This window comes from Ochrovirga pacifica, assembly GCF_000220525.1.
In the GTDB taxonomy this organism is placed as follows: Bacteria; Bacteroidota; Bacteroidia; order Flavobacteriales; family Flavobacteriaceae; genus Ochrovirga; species Ochrovirga pacifica.
Genome location: NZ_AFPK01000034.1, coordinates 1 through 19,110 on the forward strand (window position 1 = coordinate 1; position 19,110 = coordinate 19,110).

A 19,110-nucleotide genomic window follows, 5' to 3' on the forward strand; every position below is an offset into this window, starting at 1 on the left:
GGGTTATATCTTTTTAATTTACGTCGATAACCAGATTAATGTTCCGGATAACAACGTAAATCAGTCGTCTTTATCTGCTATAAATATATTGTTTTTTTGCTGATGTTTAAATTGTTCTATAATTAAATCTAGAGGATTGTTAATTTTTTGCAACGCTTCACTCTGTACATGTGTATATACCATGGTTGTTTCTGGCTTGCTGTGTCCAAGTAGGGTTTGTATATACCTAATATCCGTTCCGCTTTCCAGCAAATGTGTTGCATAACTGTGTCGCAATGTATGCGGACTAACATATTTTTTTATTCCGGCTACCTGCAGGCTTCTTTTCAAAAATGTTCTTACAGAACTAGGAGCATATTTTTCTTTGGTAACATCGTTTTCTATCAAGTAATAGTTAGGACCATAAGTGTTTATATAGTTGTGTAACATGGGTAATATGCTTTTGGCTATGGGTACATACCTGTCTTTTCTACCTTTACTCATGTCTATTCTAAGTAAATTTCTATCAAAATCAATGTCTTTTAATCTTAAATTTAGGAGCTCTCCTATACGCAAGCCAGAAGAGTATAGCAATGCTATGCAAATACGATGTTTTAAATTTTTGGTTACCTGTATCAGTCTAATTACTTCTTCTTTAGACAATACATTAGGTAGTTTGTTGTCTTTTCTAGGGGCATCCGTCCTAAAATCTAATTTAAAATCAGCCTCTATATAATTTAGATAATGATTCATAGCACTTATAAATTGCCTATGGGTGCTAATTGATATTTTTTTAGGAACATAAACAGACTCAATAAATAGCTCTATGGCTCTTTTGTTTTTAATTTCTTTTTGTTGATGAAATACCAAAAACTCGGCAACTAAGTAAGAGTATGTTTTAAGAGTACTATTGCTAAATCTCTTTCCCTGTAAGTAATGGTAAAACCCTTTTACAGTTTCTCTTTCTGTTGTAGTCAATTTTTGTTTGATGTGTTTTTTGGGTTCCGTAGGTTTGTTGTTTTGTAAAGCCTTGTAATGAATATATGCATAAGATTGCATTTGTTTGTAAAACGTATTCAAGTCAAAATCAGAAGCATTAAAGTACCAGCTTTTTAACGACTTGCTCCAAATAGCTCCCATGCTTCTTACCAACGTTTTTAGTTTTTCGTCGTATTTAAAAGCTACACAAACAACAGAACTACTTTTGTGAAAGGCATATGTTAGGGTGATTTCTTTTTTCATAGCAGATATTAAAAATACAAAATAGAAGGCAATAAACCGGTTTTTTATATAGATAAATTATGTATATTGATGAAAAAATGCATAAAAAAGAAAGTTTATGATCAAATTAAAAACAGTTTGTAAGTCACAACCCCGTCATCCCGAAAAACAAAATTTGTACTATGCACAAGCGGTTGCCAAAGGGCGAGTAGATTTAGATCGCTTAGCAGATTTGATTGCAGGACAAACAACACTTAGCAGGGCAGATTGTTTTGCGGTAGTTGTAGCTATGGTCGATACAATTTCAGATCAACTATTGCAAGGAAACATAGTGCAGGTAGATAGGTTAGGAGCTTTTAAACTAACAGTACAATCTAGCCCTTCCATTACTGCAACCGAGGTAAGCAAAAAATCAATTGTAAAAACCAAACTGAACTTTAGGCCCGATAGCAGGTTTAAAGAAAAGCTAAACACAGCATCTTTTAAACACGAATCTTAAAGTTAAGCTTTTTTTTGCATAGACCTTTTGTGCTTTGTTTTTAAAGCAAGCCAACTTGTCAATAAAAAGTCAAGAGTTTTTGTATAATACTCATGTCTTTATTTTAAAAAGGACTTTGCTTTTGTATAAAAACACAAGAGTTTTTTTAAAAATATCAATAGTTTATTTAAAAAACACAAGGGGTTTTCATCAAAAGTAGCTTTGCGTGTTTACAAAAGTATAGTAACTTTTGTTAAAAACAACCAAAGCTTTTGTTCGCAAGTGGGATAAAAAAAAGGAACGCAATAGGTTCCTTTTTATTTTGTGTTTTGTAGTATTATAACTTTATACATTAAATCTAAAGTTCATCATATCACCATCTTGTACAATGTATTCTTTTCCTTCTACAGATAATTTACCTGCTTCTTTAACTTTAGCCTCGCTACCCAAAGCAACATAGTCATCGTATTTAATTACTTCGGCACGAATAAATCCTTTTTCAAAATCTGTATGAATTACTCCAGCTGCTTGCGGAGCGGTGTCACCTATGTTAATGGTCCAAGCTCTTACTTCTTTTACACCCGCAGTAAAGTAGGTTTGTAGGTTTAAGAGTTTATAAGCGGCACGAATCAATTTTGCAGATCCGGGTTCATCCAAGCCAGCTTCTTCCAAAAACATTTGTCTTTCGTCGTAGTCCTCTAGTTCATTAATGTCTGCTTCTGTTCCTACGGCCAATACCAAAACTTCTGCATTTTCGTTGGCTACAGCAGTTTTTACTTTTTCTACAAATTCGTTACCAGATACTGCAGCACCTTCGTCTACATTACATACATACAATACGGGTTTTATGGTAATTAACTGTAAAGGTTTTACAAACTCTAGTTCTTTTTCTCCAAATTCTATAGCACGTACAGACTGTCCCGCTTCTAATGTGTTTTTAATCTTATCCAACGTTTCAAACTCAGCTTGGGCAGCTTTGTCTCCTGTTCTGGCAGCTTTTTTTACACGTTCCAAACGTTTTTCTACAGTTTCTAAATCCTTTAACTGCAATTCAATATCAATAGTTTCTTTGTCTCTAATAGGATCTACAGAACCATCAACGTGTACAATATTATCGTCTTCAAAACAACGTAACACATGCAAAATAGCATCGGTTTCTCTAATGTTTGCTAAAAACTGATTTCCCAGTCCTTCTCCCTTGCTAGCTCCTTTTACCAAACCTGCAATATCTACAATCTCTACGGTTGCAGGAACTACTTTTTCGGGGTTTACCAAGCTTTCTAGTTTTTCTAGTCTTGGGTCGGGTACGTTTACAACACCAATATTAGGTTCTATGGTACAGAACGGAAAATTGGCACTTTGTGCTTTGGCATTAGACAAACAATTAAATAAGGTCGATTTTCCTACGTTGGGCAATCCTACAATACCTGCTTTCATGGTTATAATTTTTAGCGAGCCAAAGATACAAATTACTTCTTGAAAATTGATTGAATGTTCGCTTTCTACTTTTTGCCTATTACTAAAGATCAAACCAGTTGTTTTTGATGTGGTTGGTGGTGTAGAAGTAATTAAGCTAATAGAGTTCTTTTGAAATCTAGCCTAGCGACTGCTAACTTCTAATTGCTTAATACTGATTAACACTATCAAAAAACTAAATTGTAACTTTACCAATAAATCACTTTTTTAATACTAATAAAATAAATAAACTGTATGAATTTAACCATGAGTATTCCGGCTTTGTTGTTTCCGGCCATTTCTCTTAGTATGTTAGCCTATAATGCAAGGTATTTGGCAATTGCGGCTTTAGTAAGGCAGTTGCATAAAGAATACCAAACCTCTCATGAAAAAAATGTAGTAGCACAAATAAAAATTTTAAGCAAAAGGTTAACATTGATAAGAGCTACTCAGGGTTTTGCAATTTTAAGTTTTATAGGAAGTGTGCTTACAATGTTTCTTCTTTTTTTAATGTTGCCTATAATAGCCGATGTGGTTTTTATAGTAAGCCTTTGTTGTATGATGATTTCTTTGATTTTGTTGTTTGTAGAAATACAGATATCTACCAAAGCATTGCAAGTTCAATTAAAAGACATGGAGGTGTAGCAAAAGAATTTTAATAGTGGTTTTAAGAACGTTTGTTGCAAATAAAAAGAACGATAAATCTTAGGCATTGGCGTAAAAAAAGCGTTACCAAAATTGATAACGCTTTTGCTCCCCCTCTAGGGCTCGAACCTAGGACCCTCTGATTAACAGTCAGATGCTCTAACCAACTGAGCTAAGGAGGAGTTTGCTTCAAAAAGTTGCCTTTTTGTTTTGCGAGTGCAAATATATACTTTTTTTAGAATACAACATAATTTTTCCTAAAAAAAACAAAAAAAATCAATCTGTTATAAATTGTATGATTTTTAAGAATTAGCACAATAAACCAAAGCGGACTGCGATAAATACATTAATTTTGAAAATCGTATAAACGAACAACAATATTAAAAGTCAATAAATTATAATGGATAAATTTTCATTTTTGAATGCTGCTCACACAGGTTTTATTGCAGATTTGTACGAGCAATATCAAATAAATCCAGATAGTGTTGAGCCAAGTTGGAAAAGTTTTTTTCAAGGTTATGATTTGGCCAACGAAACTTACGAAGGTGAAAACAACATAGAGGTGCCTGAAGAAGTTAAAAAGGAATTTTTAGTTTTGGACTTAATCAATGGTTACCGAACTCGTGGTCACTTGTTTACCAAAACCAATCCTGTAAGAGAAAGAAGACATTATCAACCAACTTTAGATATTGAAAACTTTGGACTGTCTCAGGAAGATTTAAAAACCGTATTTAATGCAGGTGAAGTGTTGGGGTTAAAATCTGCAACATTGCAAAATATTGTAGATCGGTTAAAAGAAATTTACTGCGACTCTATTGGAATTGAGTACATGTACATTCGTCAACCAGACGAAATTAAGTGGTGGCAAAACAGACTAAATCAAAATGCAAATCATCCACAATTTTCTGCCGAGGAAAAAAAGTACATTCTTAAAAAATTAACACAGGCAGTTGGTTTCGAAAGCTTTTTACAAACCAAATACGTAGGGCAAAAACGATTCTCGGTAGAAGGAGGAGAGACCTTAATCCCTGCTTTGGCTACCGCATTAAAAAGTGCTTCAGAAAAATTTGGGGTAAAAGAATGTGTGTTAGGAATGGCTCACCGTGGTCGTTTAAATACCTTAACCAATATTTTTAAGAAACCTGTAAGAGATTTGTTTTCGGAGTTTGAAGGAAAAGACTTTGAAGAAGCAAATATTGATGGAGATGTTAAATATCACATGGGATTAACGCGTAGCAAAACCTATCAAAATGGGGCTGTTATGAAAATGAACTTGTTGCCCAATCCATCTCACTTAGAAACGGTAGGGCCTGTAGCACAAGGTGTAGCTAGAGCAAAAATAGACAACGATTATAACGGAAACGAAGATGCAATCTTACCAATCATTATTCATGGAGATGCTGCTGTAGCAGGACAAGGGGTGGTGTACGAGGTAATTCAGATGAGCAAATTAAACGGATACAAAACAGGAGGAACATTGCACTTGGTGGTAAACAACCAAGTTGGATTTACTACCAACTATTTAGATGGACGTTCTAGTACGTATTGTACCGATGTAGCCAAAGTAACTTTGTCGCCAGTATTGCACGTAAATGCAGATGATGTAGAGGCTGTTTGTCATGCAATAGAATTAGCTTTAGAGTTTAGAATGAAGTTTAAACGCGATATTTTTATCGATTTATTAGGATATCGTAAGTACGGGCACAACGAGGGAGATGAGCCAAGGTTTACTCAGCCTCAGTTGTATAAAAATATTGCAAAGCACAAAAATCCAAGAGATATTTATGTAGATCAATTGTTGGCCGAAAAAAATATCAATCAAGAAGAAGTAAAACAATTACAAGAAGATTATAAAAACTTGTTAGAAGAAAAATTCTTGCAAGCAAAAGAAGATCAGACTTCTAGAGTAATTCCGTTTATGGAAGAAATCTGGAAGGACTTTGTAAGAGAAGGGTTAGATGAAATGCTAGCACCTGTAGATACAACCTACGAACAAAAAAAATTAGAAGATATTACCAAAGTGGTTTCTCAAAACCCAGAGGGAGTAAAGTTTGTTCGTAAAGCACAACGTATTATAGAGGCACGTGCCAAAATGGTGTTTGAAGACAATAAGTTAGATTGGGGAATGGCAGAAACGTTGGCCTACGGTTCTTTGTTAGAAGAAGGGTTTAATATTCGTATTTCAGGACAAGATGTAGAGCGTGGTACGTTTAGCCATCGTCATGCTATTTTGCGTGATGAAATTTCTGAAGAACGTATCAACTTATTAAATACCAACCCAAACAATAAAGGAGAAATGACCATCTTTAACTCTCTATTATCAGAATATGGAGTTTTAGGTTTTGATTACGGATATGCAATGGCTCACCCAAATACGTTAACAATTTGGGAAGCTCAGTTTGGAGATTTTGGAAACGGAGCACAAATTGTATTTGACCAATACATTTCATCAGCAGAAGATAAATGGAAGTTGCAAAACGGAATTGTTGTTTTGTTACCACATGGATACGAGGGACAAGGACCTGAACACTCTTCGGCAAGAATAGAGCGATACTTACAATTGTGTGGAAATGATAATATGACCATTGCAAACTGTTCGGAACCAGCAAACATGTACCACTTGTTACGTCGTCATATGAAACGCAATCACCGCAAGCCGTTAATTGTGTTTACTCCTAAAAGTTTGTTGCGTCATCCAAAGGCTGTAAATACAATTGAAGAGTTAGCGGAAGGTTCTTTTAAAGAAGTAATAGATGATGTTTTAATAGACAAATCAAAAGTAAAAAAGCTAGTGTTCTGCATGGGTAAATTTTATTACGATTTGCTAGAAGAACGTGAAAAATTAAATAATGAGTCTGTAGCTTTGGTACGTATAGAGCAGTTGTTCCCATTGCACAAAGAAAAGATTCAAGAAGTAATAGATAGCTATCCGTCGGATGTTGAATTTGTGTGGGCACAAGAAGAACCAGAAAACATGGGGGCTTGGTCTTATTTATTACAGCGTTTTAATCTAGTACCATTAAATGTAGCATCACGTAGATTTTACTCGGTACCAGCAGCAGGTTCTAGTGCAAGATTTAAAAAGAGACATCAAGAAGTAATAGATAAAGTGTTTCAAAAATAACACTTATAAACAAGTAGTTAGTGCAAGGTTTGTGGCAACAGTCTTTAACTTTGTACTACTTTTACATAACAATTACAGAAGAACAAAAACAATAAACAAATCATATAAAAATACAATCTAATGGTTTTAGAAATGAAAGTCCCTTCTCCAGGGGAATCCATCACAGAAGTAGAAATCGCAACTTGGTTAGTTGAAGATGGTGACTACGTAGAAAAAGACCAACCTATTGCTGAAGTTGATTCTGACAAGGCAACTTTAGAATTACCAGCAGAAGAAAGTGGGATTATTACACTAAAAGCTGAAGAAGGGGATGCAGTAGCTGTAGGTGCTGTTGTGTGTTTGATTGACATGGATGGTGATAAGCCAGAAGGTGCAAGCGAAACTAAAAAAGAAGAAGCTCCGCAGCAAAAAGAACAAGAGGCTACTCCAGAAGCTCCAAGAGCAGATGCTCCTTCTAACAACGAAAAAACTTATGCTTCTGGAACCGCATCACCTGCAGCAAAAAAGATATTAGACGAAAAAGGAATAGAGGCTTCTAACGTGCAAGGAACAGGAAAAGACGGACGTGTTACTAAAGAAGATGCCATAAATGCAGTACCTGCAATGGGAACTACTACTGGTAGCCGTGCTTCTGAAAAGAAAAAAATGTCTATGTTGCGTAGAAAAGTTGCACAACGTTTGGTGTCTGTAAAAAACGAAACAGCGATGCTAACTACGTTTAACGAAGTAAATATGCAACCTGTTTTTGATTTACGTAAACAATACAAAGAAGAATTTAAAGCAAAACACGGAGTAGGATTAGGGTTTATGTCTTTCTTTACTTTGGCGGTAACAAGAGCGTTAGAGTTGTATCCTGATGTAAACTCTATGATTGATGGAGATTACCAAATAAAAAACGAATTTGCGGATATTTCTATTGCTGTTTCAGGTCCTAAAGGATTGATGGTTCCAGTAATTAGAAATGCAGAAAACTTAACGTTTAGAGGAGTAGAGTCTGAAGTAAAACGATTGGCTTTAAGAGCACGTGACGGACAAATAACTGTAGATGAAATGACTGGAGGAACTTTTACTATTACCAATGGAGGAGTGTTTGGTTCTATGTTGTCTACACCTATTATTAACCCACCGCAGTCTGCTATTTTGGGAATGCACAATATTGTAGAAAGACCAATGGCAGTAAACGGACAAGTGGTAATACAGCCTATAATGTACGTTGCATTGTCTTACGACCATAGAATTATTGATGGACGTGAATCTGTAGGATTCTTGGTAGCGGTAAAAGAAGCTATAGAAAACCCAATAGAACTGTTGATGAATAACAATCCTAAAAAAGCATTAGAGCTTTAATTAGAATTTGTAAAGGGATACAACCTTTACCATTAGATCCAAAAAAAAAAGGATGGCAGCGATTTCGCTTGCCATCCTTTTTTTTAAAGCTATGTTATCGAATTTGTAAAAGCTCTTTTTCAGAATATACTCCATTTTTAGGAGTTAAGGTTCTTAATTTCTTTATTTTTTGGATGCTGATGGGTTTAGGGTCATCAGAAAATGTATGCTGTAAATATGCAATAATGTTTTGGATATCTTGGTCAGAATAATCAGGGTTGTTTGCCAAGCCAGGCATGGTTGCCGTTAAATCGTACTGAATTCCGTTTACTTTAATAGGTCCTGATAATCCGTGTAAAATTACAGAAGCCAATCGTTCGGTAGATTCGCTAATGTATTCCGAATTTACAAAAGGAGGAGCAAGACTGGCAATTCCTTCTCCTTTTTCTCCGTGGCAGTTTGCACACAAATTGTCGAATGTTATCTTACCTGCTTTTATCGCTTTTTGTTGGTTTTGAGTCTGTTTCTTTTGTTGATTTTTGAACTGGGTTTGTTGCTGTGTGATTGCTTTGTCTAACTGTTTGTACAACACAGTTTGTAAAGGCAGGTGTTGGGTAGCAAAATCTTTAAAAGCTTGTTCTTGTAAGTACAGGCTACTTAAAATACCCTCGTAAACTAGCGAGTTGTTGGGGTGATTTTGAGCTATTTTTATCAAGATAGGAAAAAATAAATCGGGACTGATAGCAATCCATTGTTGTAAAGAACTGGCTACATACAAATCTAATTCTAACTTATTTTTAGTAACAAGCCATTGCAGAGATTTTGCAGCTTTGGATGCAAAATTAGGATGTGCATGTTGTTCTAATAATACAATTGCGTGACACAACGTTTCGGTTGGAGTGTTGGTGTTTTGTAGTAATTCATTCAGAAAATCAAAAGTCAAAGCCTCTAAACCATTCAGCGTATGCAAAGCGTGAATTTGTGTTGTTGCTAAATTGGTTTTAGAGATTAATTTCTGCAACAGAGGTACTGCCTTAAAATCCTGCCTGTAAACAAGAAGTTGCTGAGCTTTATCTCTATACCATCCATTAGTGTGAGAAAGGTAAGGTATTAGTTTGCTTGTTCTTAGTTCTGCAAGGTTAATGGTGGTTTTAGGCTTAAAATCTTTTGGGTGTATTTTTAAAATTCTCCCCATGCCAATTACAGTATCTAATTGTTTTTGTTGATAGTGTTTTTTTAGATAAGGTGTAAGGTAAGCTTTGTCTTGTATAATTCCCCTGTGCATGTCTACTACGTAAATAGATCCATCAGGAGCATTAAAAAGATTAACAGGCCTAAAGCCTTCGTCTGTGGCTGCTAAAAAATCTTTTTTAGGTGTAGGATGAATGGCTTTAAATTCAGGAATTGAAAAGTTCAATACATTTCTTTTGATAACATTAGCTTCTGGAGCACAGATAAAAGCATTTTGATGATAAGCATCAGCAAAAGCATCTCCTCTATAAATTAAAGGGCCGCAAGTTGCTGTAACATTTACAAGAACACTGTCTTTGTCTAAACGTCCTTCAATATACCCTCTGTTAACAGAAGTAGCATGTAGCGGATATACGCGTTGGTTTTTGTTTAATTTTTTACCCAAAGCCTGTTCAGGTTTGTAGTTAGGGTTGTGGGTAAAGGTATTAGGTAGTACTAAATCTCCTTTAAGAATTACAGAATTGTTATTGTGATACAATCGACCAAAATTGTCTTTGGTTATTCCCCATTGTCCTCTAAAGTAAGTACGTTCTTTAATCCATTTTCCGTGTCTTCTTTGGTATCGAAAGCTAGATTTAGCATTGTAAATCCAGTTGTCTATATGCATCATCAATCCATTGGGTTGATGTTCTACATTTCCTCCTGTAACATATTTATCATCTACTAAAACCTTGTTAGTGGGCTTGTCGTTTACAATATCTACAAACCATAAATTTGGTGGTTCTGCATACAGCAAACCTCCGTACACATGAGCAATAGCCCTTGGTAATACCAAACTGTCTAAAAAAACAGTACTGTGATCGGTTACACCATCATGATCTAGGTCTTCTAAAATCACTATTCTACCATTGGGCATATGTTCCCCAGTACCTTCTAAGTTTTGCATATATCCCCTCATTTCTACCACCCAAAGACGACCTTTTTCATCAATATCTAAGGTAACAGGAGCTTCAATAAAAGGTTCGGAAGCAATGGCTTTAAGTTCAAAATCGGGATGTATTTGATAGGCATCTAAATTTACGATTGGTTCATTAAAAGAAGGTTGGCTACAGCTGTATAAAAAAATGATAAAAAGGAAGTAAAAATAGGTTTTCATTAGGAAATGATTCAATATACTATAAATGTCTTTGTTTTTTTATTGATAAAATTGCTGCAAAGATATAGAAAATACATACAGCTAAAGAGGATGCGGTTGCTTAGTTTGTTATTTAAAATAAGAACAAATGAAATGGGTGTGTAGTGGTGGAATTAGAATTGGATTGATTCATAGTTACTTATAAAAAAAAAGGAAAAGGAATAAAAAAATAAGGAAGAAGAGTTGTGAAAGTTAAAATAATACCTATATTTGCACACGCAAAACAAGAAGCGATTCTTGAAGCAAACTCCTCCTTAGCTCAGTTGGTTAGAGCATCTGACTGTTAATCAGAGGGTCCTAGGTTCGAGCCCTAGAGGGGGAGCAAAAGCGTTACCAATTTTGGTAACGCTTTTTTTGTATGCGGTTCTTTTTACACTTGTTAAAAAAAATAAACTATTACAGGCCATCAGCTACGAACTAGCTATCTTTGTACTATCAAATTTTCAATTATGAACGAAGAGGTTTCTTTAATGCCAAAAAACGATAATGCAGGACTGTTTATTGCTATTGCTGTAGTTATGTTTGTATTGGGTGCAGAGTACATGGCAGCACGTAGAAAAGGAAAAAAAATCTTCCGATTTGAAAACACGATTGCTAACATCTCTATGGGAATTTTTGACAGAATTGCTGGAGTATTTATGGTGCCTATAATTTTCTTTTATTTTCACTTTTTACATCAGAACTTTGCCATTTTTAATATTCCAGAAACCACGGCATGGTTTTTAGTAGCAGTGTTGTGTTCAGATTTTACATGGTATTTTTACCACAGATCTGGGCACAGAATTAATTTGTTTTGGGGAGCACATATTATTCATCATCAAAGTGAAGATTACAACTATACTGTAGCGTTTAATTTAACTCCTTTTCAGGTATTTGTGCGTGTTTTGTTTTGGTCTGCAATGCCTATTTTAGGATTTAGTGCAAAAACGGTTTTGGGAACTCATTTGGTTATTGGTTTGTATCAATTTCTATTGCATAGTCCTTTAATTCCAAAATTAGGAATTATAGAAGAGTTTATGGTAACTCCATCGCACCACAGAGTACATCATGGTAGTAACGAAAAGTATTTAGATAAAAACTTTGGAGGAGTTTTTATTGTATGGGACCGATTGTTTGGAACCTTTGAACGTGAAGATGAAGAGGTAAGTTATGGAATTACCAAAGACATCAACTCTAGAGGGTTTTTAACGGGCGTGTTCCATTACTACGGAAACCTATTGCATATGATGCGACAAATGCCAACCTTTTCTGGAAAAATGAATGTATTGTTTAAAGGCCCCGATTGGGTACCAACAACGGGAGCATTACAACATCTTTCACTATATGTAGACAAAGGAACGTATCAATATAAAAAATACACATTAGCACAAAAAACATACATTATTTCTAGCTTGGTGCTTACCATTTTGGTCTTAGGATTTATGTCTGCTTACATTACCTATTTTCCTCCTTTTGGTTTAGAATTAGCAACTATGTTTATTTTAACCACCTTAGTATCATTGGGAAGAATGATGGAAAAAGAACCTGTTTTATGGTTAGAATTAATAAAATACGGAGTTGTGTTTGGATATCTAGCCTATCAGTTTTTAGGCTGATGTAATAGTTTTTAATGCAAAAATCAATACATCTATAGGATTCCTTTCATAGTTATTTCTTGTCAAAGCCATCGAAAGTTTATATTTGTAAGAAGAATTAATGCGCATGAACGAAAACCTTAATCCAGAGAACAGTTCTTTTTCTAACGAAGAGTTGGACGTTGAAAAGAGATTACGTCCCCTTTCTTTTGATGATTTTACGGGGCAGGAACAAGCAATAGAAAATTTAAAAATCTTTGTAAAAGCAGCCAATCTTAGACAAGAAGCTTTAGATCATACTTTATTTCATGGACCTCCGGGATTGGGAAAAACAACGTTAGCTCATATTTTGGCTAATGAGTTGAATGCAGGGATTAAAGTAACATCTGGACCAGTGCTAGACAAACCTGGAGATTTGGCTGGCTTGCTAACAGGACTAGACGAAAGAGATGTTTTGTTTATTGATGAAATTCATCGACTAAGCCCTATTGTAGAGGAATACCTATATTCTGCCATGGAAGATTTTAAGATTGATATAATGATAGAATCTGGACCCAATGCAAGAACGGTTCAAATCAATCTAGAACCATTTACACTCATAGGAGCAACTACACGATCTGGTTTGTTAACTGCCCCAATGCGAGCACGCTTTGGAATTTCTAGTAGATTGCAGTACTACAATACAGAATTGCTAAGTACTATTGTACAAAGAAGTGCAAAAATTCTAAAAGCACCCATTACTATGGAGGCAGCTATAGAAATTGCTGGTCGAAGCAGAGGAACCCCAAGAATTGCTAATGCTTTGTTAAGAAGGGTTCGAGATTTTGCACAAATTAAAGGAAATGGTAGTATTACAGTAGAGATTGCTAAGTTTGGATTAAAAGCACTAAATGTAGATGCTTTTGGTTTGGATGAAATGGATAATAAAATTTTAACTACTATTATAGAAAAGTTTAAAGGAGGCCCAGTAGGAATTAGTACACTAGCTACTGCAGTAAGCGAAAACGCAGAAACTATAGAAGAAGTATACGAACCTTTTCTTATTCAGCAAGGGTTTATTATTAGAACCCCAAGGGGTAGGGAGGTAACAGAGTTGGCGTATAAACATTTAGATATATCTAAACCCAACAGCCAAGGAGAATTATTTTAAACAATAAGTAATGAAAAAAGCAATTCCAATTTTAGAATGGTTGCCCAAATACAATTACAAAAAGTATTTAAAAGCTGATGTAGTTGGGGGGATGACTGTTGGAATTGTTTTAATTCCGCAAGGGATAGCCTATGCTTTAATTGCAGGAGTTCCTCCTATTTATGGTTTGTACAGTGCCTTGTTGCCTCAAATTATGTATTTGTTATTTGGTACTTCTCAACGTGTAGCTGTAGGGCCTGTAGCTATGGACTCTTTAATTGTTGCCGCAGGGGTATCGACTTTGGCAACAGCAGGAACAGAGGCTTATTTAACCTTAGCAATTTTATTAGCTTTTTGCGTAGGAAGCATTCAGTTTTTACTAGGTATAGGAAAACTAGGGTTTATTGTAAATTTTTTATCCAAACCTGTTATAAGTGGTTTTAGTTCGGCAGCAGCAATTGTAATTGGTATCAATCAACTAAAGAATTTATCAGGAATTCCTATTCCTAGAAGTAATAGAATTCAAGAAATATTAGGGGTGCTTCTAAAAGAATATCATCAAGTAGAGTGGCAAACATTAACAGTAGGTTTGTTAACTGTTTTTATGTTGTGGGGGATTAAGTGGAGTAAATCTAAGTTGCCTGGGCCTTTGTTAGTAGTGGTTTTAGGGATTTTAGGCTTGCACTTTTTTCATCAACAACTGCCTAAAGTTGCAGTACTTGAAAAAATCCCATCGGGTTTGCCCAGTTTTCAGTTTCCTGAATTTTCAATTTCGTTAATGATTGACTTGTTTCCAATAGCGTTGACTTTGGCTATTATTGGTTTTTTAGAAACAGTATCCATAGGAAAAGCAATGGAAAAAAACACCGACGATTTAATGATTGTTCCCAACAAAGAACTAATAGCTTTAGGAATGATGAATATAGTAGGTTCTTTTTTTAAAGCCTATCCTACCACCGCAAGTTTTTCTAGATCGGCCGTAAACGAAGATGCAGGAAGCAAAACAGGTCTAGCAGCTTTGTTTTCTGTTTTGATACTGGTGTTGGTTTTACTTTTTTTAACCCCCTATTTTTATTATTTGCCCAAAGCTGTACTTGCAGGAATCATTATTGTTTCTGTAGTAAAGTTGGTCAACTACAAAGAAGCCATGCGTTTGTGGTTGTTAAATAAAAATGATTTTTGGATGTTGATGTCGACCTTTGTAGGAACATTATTTTTAGGTATTAAAGAAGGAATTTTTATAGGGGTAATTTTGTCTTTGTTGATGTTAATTGCCAGAACTTCTCGCCCCCATGTGGCTGTTTTAGGGAGAATTCCAAATACAAATATTTTTAGAAACTGTGAGCGTTTTGAAGAAGTAGAAGTAGATAAAGATGTACTAATAGTAAGGTTTGATGCTAGAATTTACTTTGCGAACTCTGTATATTTTAATGATGTTTTGCAAGAAAAAGTGATAGAAAAAGGGAAAGCCTTAAAACTAATTCTCTTAGACTTTGAGTGTATTAATGGTGTAGATAGTACTGCCATTCAAATGTTAGAAAACACTATAGATTTTTACGCACACAAAGGTATAGAAATCTATTTCTCTAATGTAAAAGGGCCTGTTAGAGACATGCTTACGAAAAGTAAAATTGTAGATAAAGTAGGTGTAGAAAAGTTTTTTATTAACAACAACGATGCATTAACCTATTATAAAACAGGAAAATTGGATAGGCAACAAGACCTATCCAATTATATAGAACAAACCAATGTTTAAAGCATTAAGCTTGGTGCATTGGCGATAGTAAATCAGTAACTGTTTTTACAGGGTTGAAAGTTTCAATAGGAACTTCTACAAAAATTGTTAACCAGTCGTGCATTGCTCCGTTCCACAGTCCAGGTAATTCTAATCCTTTTATTTTTATACCGTTTACTGTTTTGTCGGTAATAAATACAGCATCGTGGTTAATGTATTTGGTCAAATCGAATTTGTTTCCTTTAAAATCTTTTACAGAACAAACAATATCTACAGGGTTAAAGTGAGTTGCCTGATACATGATTTCTTTCTGTTCGGGTTCGTCTTTGTTAATTTGTGCGCTTTCAATAATTTGTAAAGAAGAAGTGCCTTTTTCTTCATCTTTAATCCAGAAAGGTCCCCCACCAGCATCTCCTTGATTTTTAATCATACCACAAACTCTGATAGGTCTGTTTAAGAATTCAATTAAACAATCTACACCACAATCTTCTTCCATGGTTACAAAAAAGTTTTCCATCAAAAAGAAACGAATTTCTTGCATGTTTGCTTCTTCAGGTGTTTCTGTTAAAGTTTTTAAGAATCCGTAAATTCTTTCTTGCAAAAACAACAACTTTCCTCCTAATACTTGCTTGTATTTAATGGTTTCCTCCATGTGGTTTTGGTGGCTTACGTTGTCTATGTTTTTTACAAAAATCAAATCGGCTTCAATTTCATTCAAGTTTTCAATCAAGGCACCATGACCTCCTGCTCTAAACAAATAATTGCCATTTTCGTCTTTAAAAGGAGTGTTGTCGTAGTTTAGGGCAATGGTATCTGTACTGGGTTTTTGAATAGAGTAAGAAATATTAAAAGTAACTCCAGAGTCTCCATAGTTTGCAGCAATGTAATCATCGGCTTTTTTCTTAAAATCTTCTATAAACAAAGGGCTTACAGTAAAATGGATGTTCACATTTTGATTTTTGCAGATAGCGTAGTGGTATCCTTCATCAATTTGTTCTTCCAAAGCAGATTTGTTGTCTATATCGTATTGGTGGAATTTTATCAGCCCTTTAGGGGTTTTTTGATAGTTTAGTCCCTCATCGCTTAAAATAAAATTTAAAAAAGTCAACTTGTTAATCAAATTGTCTAATTTTTTTATTTGAGGATGTACTCTGTGAAACTCTATAATGATGTCCTTGTAAAAAGGAAACTTGTGTAAGTTGTTAAAAAAATATTTAGACATTGGATTGTTGGTTTTGGTGTTGTAAAACTCAGCCAATCCTTTAAACATTCTAGAAGCCAAACCCGATGCTGGGGTAAACTTGCAAATATCTATTTCTGTTTGTTTGATGTTGTAAATATTCATATACTTACTTCTATCATAGCTGTTAATTTCTACAATACCATCGCCTAGAGTTGCTATTCTATCTAGTGTAATTGTTGGAGTTCCTTTGACAAACGCTAACATTTGATGTGCTAACATCTCTTTAGTAATTCCTCTTCTCTCAATTTCTTCCTTTAATTTTGGTTCTAGCCTCATGTGTTTAGATATTTTTTAGATAACATTTTTTTTAGTAGATTCTTACTACAAACATGGTAGTAAAAAACACAACAACAATATTAACGATAATTGTTAGAATAACAACCTGTCTAAAAACATGTTTTTGTAAAGGTTTTGTGAACTTAAAATAAATAAATGTTGTTTATATTAAAGGCAAAATTGCTAATCAACAATACCAGTAGCTTTTGTAGCTAGGGCTAGCGAGTAATTTTCTATAGGATAAAAGTAAAATTTACAAGGCAATTCCAGTTCTGGAGTGTTGATAAAACCAGTTCCTGTAAATGCATTTAATTGATGAATTTCTAAATCTTTCTTAAAATTCATCCCACCGCAAGGATGAATTTTAAACATAGATTCTTTAGCACCCCATATAAAGGTTAGTTTTTGGATGTAAGCACCTACACTTAAATCTTGCTGAGGTTCATCTGTAAAGCGGTTTTTAATTACCAAAATTTTTTCTCTGTTTTTCTCAATATCAATTCCAATTATTTGATTTGATATGGCAATGGCAGAAAACTCAAAAGAATGTGTAATAGAAATATGTTTTCCATTCGTCAGTAAAGGTTTTCCGCAATTGTTATAAAACAAATCTTTATCAGACAAATGGATATGTTTTAATAAGTGTCTAATACTTAAGAAACCTTTTTGATGTGCTTCAGATTTCATCGAAAGTAGTCTATCTAGACTCTTTTTAGATAAATTTATATCCTTTAAAAACGCTAGGCTTTCGGTAATTTTCCACACAAAAATAGTCGTGTTTTCACTGATTTCTATTGTTTTAAATAAAGGCATTTATTGTAGTAAGGATTTCGTAAATTTGTAGTCTAAAAGAAACAAATATACTAATATGAGTTTAGAAACCACTTATGTTCCTTATAAAGTAAAGGATATCTCATTAGCAGAATGGGGAAGAAAAGAAATTCGTTTGGCCGAAGCAGAAATGCCAGGTTTGATGAGTATCAGAGAAGAATATAAAGGTCAAAAGCCCTTGGCAGGTGCTAGAATTGCAGGATGTTTGCACATGACAATTCAGACCGCAGTTTTAATAGAAACCTTAGTAGATTTAGGAGCTGAGGTTACCTGGTCTTCTTGTAATATCTTTTCTACTCAAGATCAGGCAGCTGCTGCCATTGCTGCTGCGGGTATTCCTGTGTATGCTTGGAAAGGGATGAACGAAGAAGAATTTGACTGGTGTATAGAGCAAACTTTGTTTTTTGGAGAAGACAGAAAACCATTAAACCTAATCTTAGATGATGGGGGAGATTTAACCAATATGGTTTTGGATAAATATCCAGAGTTGGTATCAGAAATCAAAGGATTGTCTGAAGAAACAACTACAGGAGTACACCGTTTGATAGAAAGAGTAAAAGAAGGTACGTTACCAATGCCAGCAATAAATGTGAACGATTCTGTTACCAAATCTAAGTTTGATAACAAATACGGGTGTAAAGAATCTTTGGTAGATGCAATCCGTAGAGCTACAGACGTAATGATGGCTGGTAAAGTAGCAGTAGTAGCAGGTTATGGTGATGTGGGTAAAGGTTCTGCTGCTTCTTTACGTGGAGCAGGAGCTAGAGTTATTGTTACTGAAATTGATCCTATTTGTGCATTGCAGGCAGCAATGGATGGTTTTGCAGTAAAGAAAATGGATGATGCTATTAAGGAGGCTGATATTGTAGTTACTACTACAGGTAATAAAGACATTATTGTAGGTCGTCATTTTGAGGCATTAAAAGACAAAGCTATAGTGTGTAATATTGGTCACTTTGATAATGAAATCGACATGGCTTGGTTAAACAAAAATTATGGAGACACCAAGACCGAAATTAAGCCTCAGGTAGATTTGTACAATGTAAAAGGAAATGATGTTATTATTTTAGCAGAAGGACGTTTGGTGAATTTAGGTTGTGCTACAGGGCATCCAAGTTTTGTAATGTCTAATTCTTTTACCAACCAAACATTGGCTCAGATTGAATTGTGGACCAACGCAGAGGCTTACGGGAACGATGTGTATACCTTGCCAAAACATTTAGATGAAAAAGTTGCTCGTTTGCACTTGGCTAAAATTGGTGTAGAGTTAGATACATTAACAGAAGATCAGGCCAAATATATTGGGGTTACTGTAGAGGGACCTTACAAACCTGAATATTATAGGTACTAAGAAAGTTTTTTAGTAAAAACAATTAAAAAGCCTGTACACCACTGTACAGGCTTTTTACATTTACAGGTTTAACGACAGCAATCTATTGGTTCGTCTACAGATATTGTTCAATCGTCTAATAATTAAGCAAAAGGGATGTTTGATGCGTTAACTTTACAACGTAATTATAAACCAACCCTTTATTTTTGAACCTACCTTACAAGCGTTATGTTATATAAAAAGACCCAAGCTTTGCTTGGGTTTTTTTATGCTTACCAACCATTCGTCGAAGCATTTTATCGAACCATTCATCGAGTCTAAAACCCGACAAAAGGTTTTATCGTTTTAAGTTTAATATTGGTCTAAAGAGGAGGTTGT

Annotated in this window: 13 protein-coding genes and 2 tRNA genes; 9 read left to right on the forward strand and 6 right to left on the reverse strand. The window is 34.7% G+C overall.

Annotation, left to right across the window (positions count from 1 at the left end):
* Nucleotides 1–60: 60 nt before the first annotated feature.
* Complete coding sequence (locus tag FS85_RS0105965; RefSeq protein WP_010135197.1) at nucleotides 61–1,221, reverse strand: tyrosine-type recombinase/integrase; 1,161 nt, start codon at nucleotides 1,219–1,221, stop codon at nucleotides 61–63.
* Between the two features lie 97 nt (nucleotides 1,222–1,318).
* On the opposite strand from FS85_RS0105965, the gene FS85_RS0105970 reads away from it, so the two are divergent.
* The gene (locus FS85_RS0105970) at nucleotides 1,319–1,699 is read left to right on the forward strand and encodes an HU family DNA-binding protein (RefSeq protein ID WP_010135199.1); all 381 of its coding nucleotides are present in this window, start codon (nucleotides 1,319–1,321) and stop codon (nucleotides 1,697–1,699) included.
* A gap of 324 nt (nucleotides 1,700–2,023) precedes the next feature.
* Here the strand turns inward: FS85_RS0105970 and ychF are convergent, their stop codons facing one another.
* Complete coding sequence (gene ychF / locus FS85_RS0105975) at nucleotides 2,024–3,115, reverse strand: redox-regulated ATPase YchF (RefSeq protein WP_010135201.1); 1,092 nt, start codon at nucleotides 3,113–3,115, stop codon at nucleotides 2,024–2,026.
* A gap of 273 nt (nucleotides 3,116–3,388) precedes the next feature.
* Here ychF and FS85_RS0105980 point away from each other — a divergent pair, with 273 nt between their 5' ends.
* Nucleotides 3,389–3,778 carry a DUF2721 domain-containing protein gene (locus FS85_RS0105980; protein WP_010135202.1) on the forward strand — a complete coding sequence of 130 codons (390 nt, stop codon included), beginning with the start codon at nucleotides 3,389–3,391 and terminating at the stop codon, nucleotides 3,776–3,778.
* Nucleotides 3,779–3,886: 108 nt separating this feature from the next.
* Here the strand turns inward: FS85_RS0105980 and FS85_RS0105985 are convergent.
* Nucleotides 3,887–3,960 (reverse strand) — tRNA-Asn (locus FS85_RS0105985).
* A 218-nt stretch (nucleotides 3,961–4,178) separates the two neighbouring features.
* Here FS85_RS0105985 and FS85_RS0105990 point away from each other — a divergent pair.
* On the forward strand, nucleotides 4,179–6,902 hold the full coding sequence (locus tag FS85_RS0105990) for a 2-oxoglutarate dehydrogenase E1 component (RefSeq protein ID WP_010135203.1): 2,724 nt from the start codon (nucleotides 4,179–4,181) through the stop codon (nucleotides 6,900–6,902).
* Nucleotides 6,903–7,022: 120 nt separating this feature from the next.
* A complete protein-coding gene (gene odhB, locus FS85_RS0105995) occupies nucleotides 7,023–8,249 on the forward strand; it encodes a 2-oxoglutarate dehydrogenase complex dihydrolipoyllysine-residue succinyltransferase (RefSeq protein WP_010135204.1) in 1,227 nt (408 codons plus the stop codon).
* A gap of 94 nt (nucleotides 8,250–8,343) precedes the next feature.
* Here odhB and FS85_RS0106000 read toward each other — a convergent pair whose 3' ends face one another.
* Nucleotides 8,344–10,575 carry a DUF7133 domain-containing protein gene (locus FS85_RS0106000; RefSeq protein WP_010135205.1) on the reverse strand — a complete coding sequence of 744 codons (2,232 nt, stop codon included), beginning with the start codon at nucleotides 10,573–10,575 and terminating at the stop codon, nucleotides 8,344–8,346.
* Between the two features lie 287 nt (nucleotides 10,576–10,862).
* Between FS85_RS0106000 and FS85_RS0106005 the strand changes: the two genes are divergently transcribed.
* The 4 genes from FS85_RS0106005 (at nucleotide 10,863) to FS85_RS0106020 (ending at nucleotide 15,073) form a co-directional block, all read left to right on the forward strand.
* Nucleotides 10,863–10,936: transfer RNA gene (locus FS85_RS0106005), tRNA-Asn, on the forward strand.
* Nucleotides 10,937–11,063: 127 nt separating this feature from the next.
* Complete coding sequence (locus FS85_RS15215) at nucleotides 11,064–12,209, forward strand: sterol desaturase family protein (RefSeq protein ID WP_010135206.1); 1,146 nt, start codon at nucleotides 11,064–11,066, stop codon at nucleotides 12,207–12,209.
* Nucleotides 12,210–12,315: 106 nt separating this feature from the next.
* The gene (gene ruvB, locus FS85_RS0106015) at nucleotides 12,316–13,338 is read left to right on the forward strand and encodes a Holliday junction branch migration DNA helicase RuvB (RefSeq protein WP_010135208.1); all 1,023 of its coding nucleotides are present in this window, start codon (nucleotides 12,316–12,318) and stop codon (nucleotides 13,336–13,338) included.
* Between the two features lie 10 nt (nucleotides 13,339–13,348).
* Nucleotides 13,349–15,073 carry a SulP family inorganic anion transporter gene (locus FS85_RS0106020; RefSeq protein WP_010135209.1) on the forward strand — a complete coding sequence of 575 codons (1,725 nt, stop codon included), beginning with the start codon at nucleotides 13,349–13,351 and terminating at the stop codon, nucleotides 15,071–15,073.
* A 4-nt stretch (nucleotides 15,074–15,077) separates the two neighbouring features.
* On the opposite strand, the gene FS85_RS0106025 is transcribed toward FS85_RS0106020, so the two are convergent.
* Nucleotides 15,078–16,571, reverse strand: a complete 1,494-nt coding sequence (locus FS85_RS0106025) for a DUF4301 family protein (protein WP_010135210.1) — start codon at nucleotides 16,569–16,571, stop codon at nucleotides 15,078–15,080.
* Nucleotides 16,572–16,754: 183 nt separating this feature from the next.
* A complete protein-coding gene (locus FS85_RS0106030; protein ID WP_010135211.1) occupies nucleotides 16,755–17,384 on the reverse strand; it encodes a 4'-phosphopantetheinyl transferase family protein in 630 nt (209 codons plus the stop codon).
* Nucleotides 17,385–17,439: 55 nt separating this feature from the next.
* Between FS85_RS0106030 and ahcY the strand changes: the two genes are divergently transcribed.
* Nucleotides 17,440–18,753, forward strand: coding sequence for an adenosylhomocysteinase (ahcY, locus tag FS85_RS0106035; protein WP_010135212.1), 1,314 nt, complete (start codon nucleotides 17,440–17,442; stop codon nucleotides 18,751–18,753).
* Nucleotides 18,754–19,110: the final 357 nt, after the last annotated feature.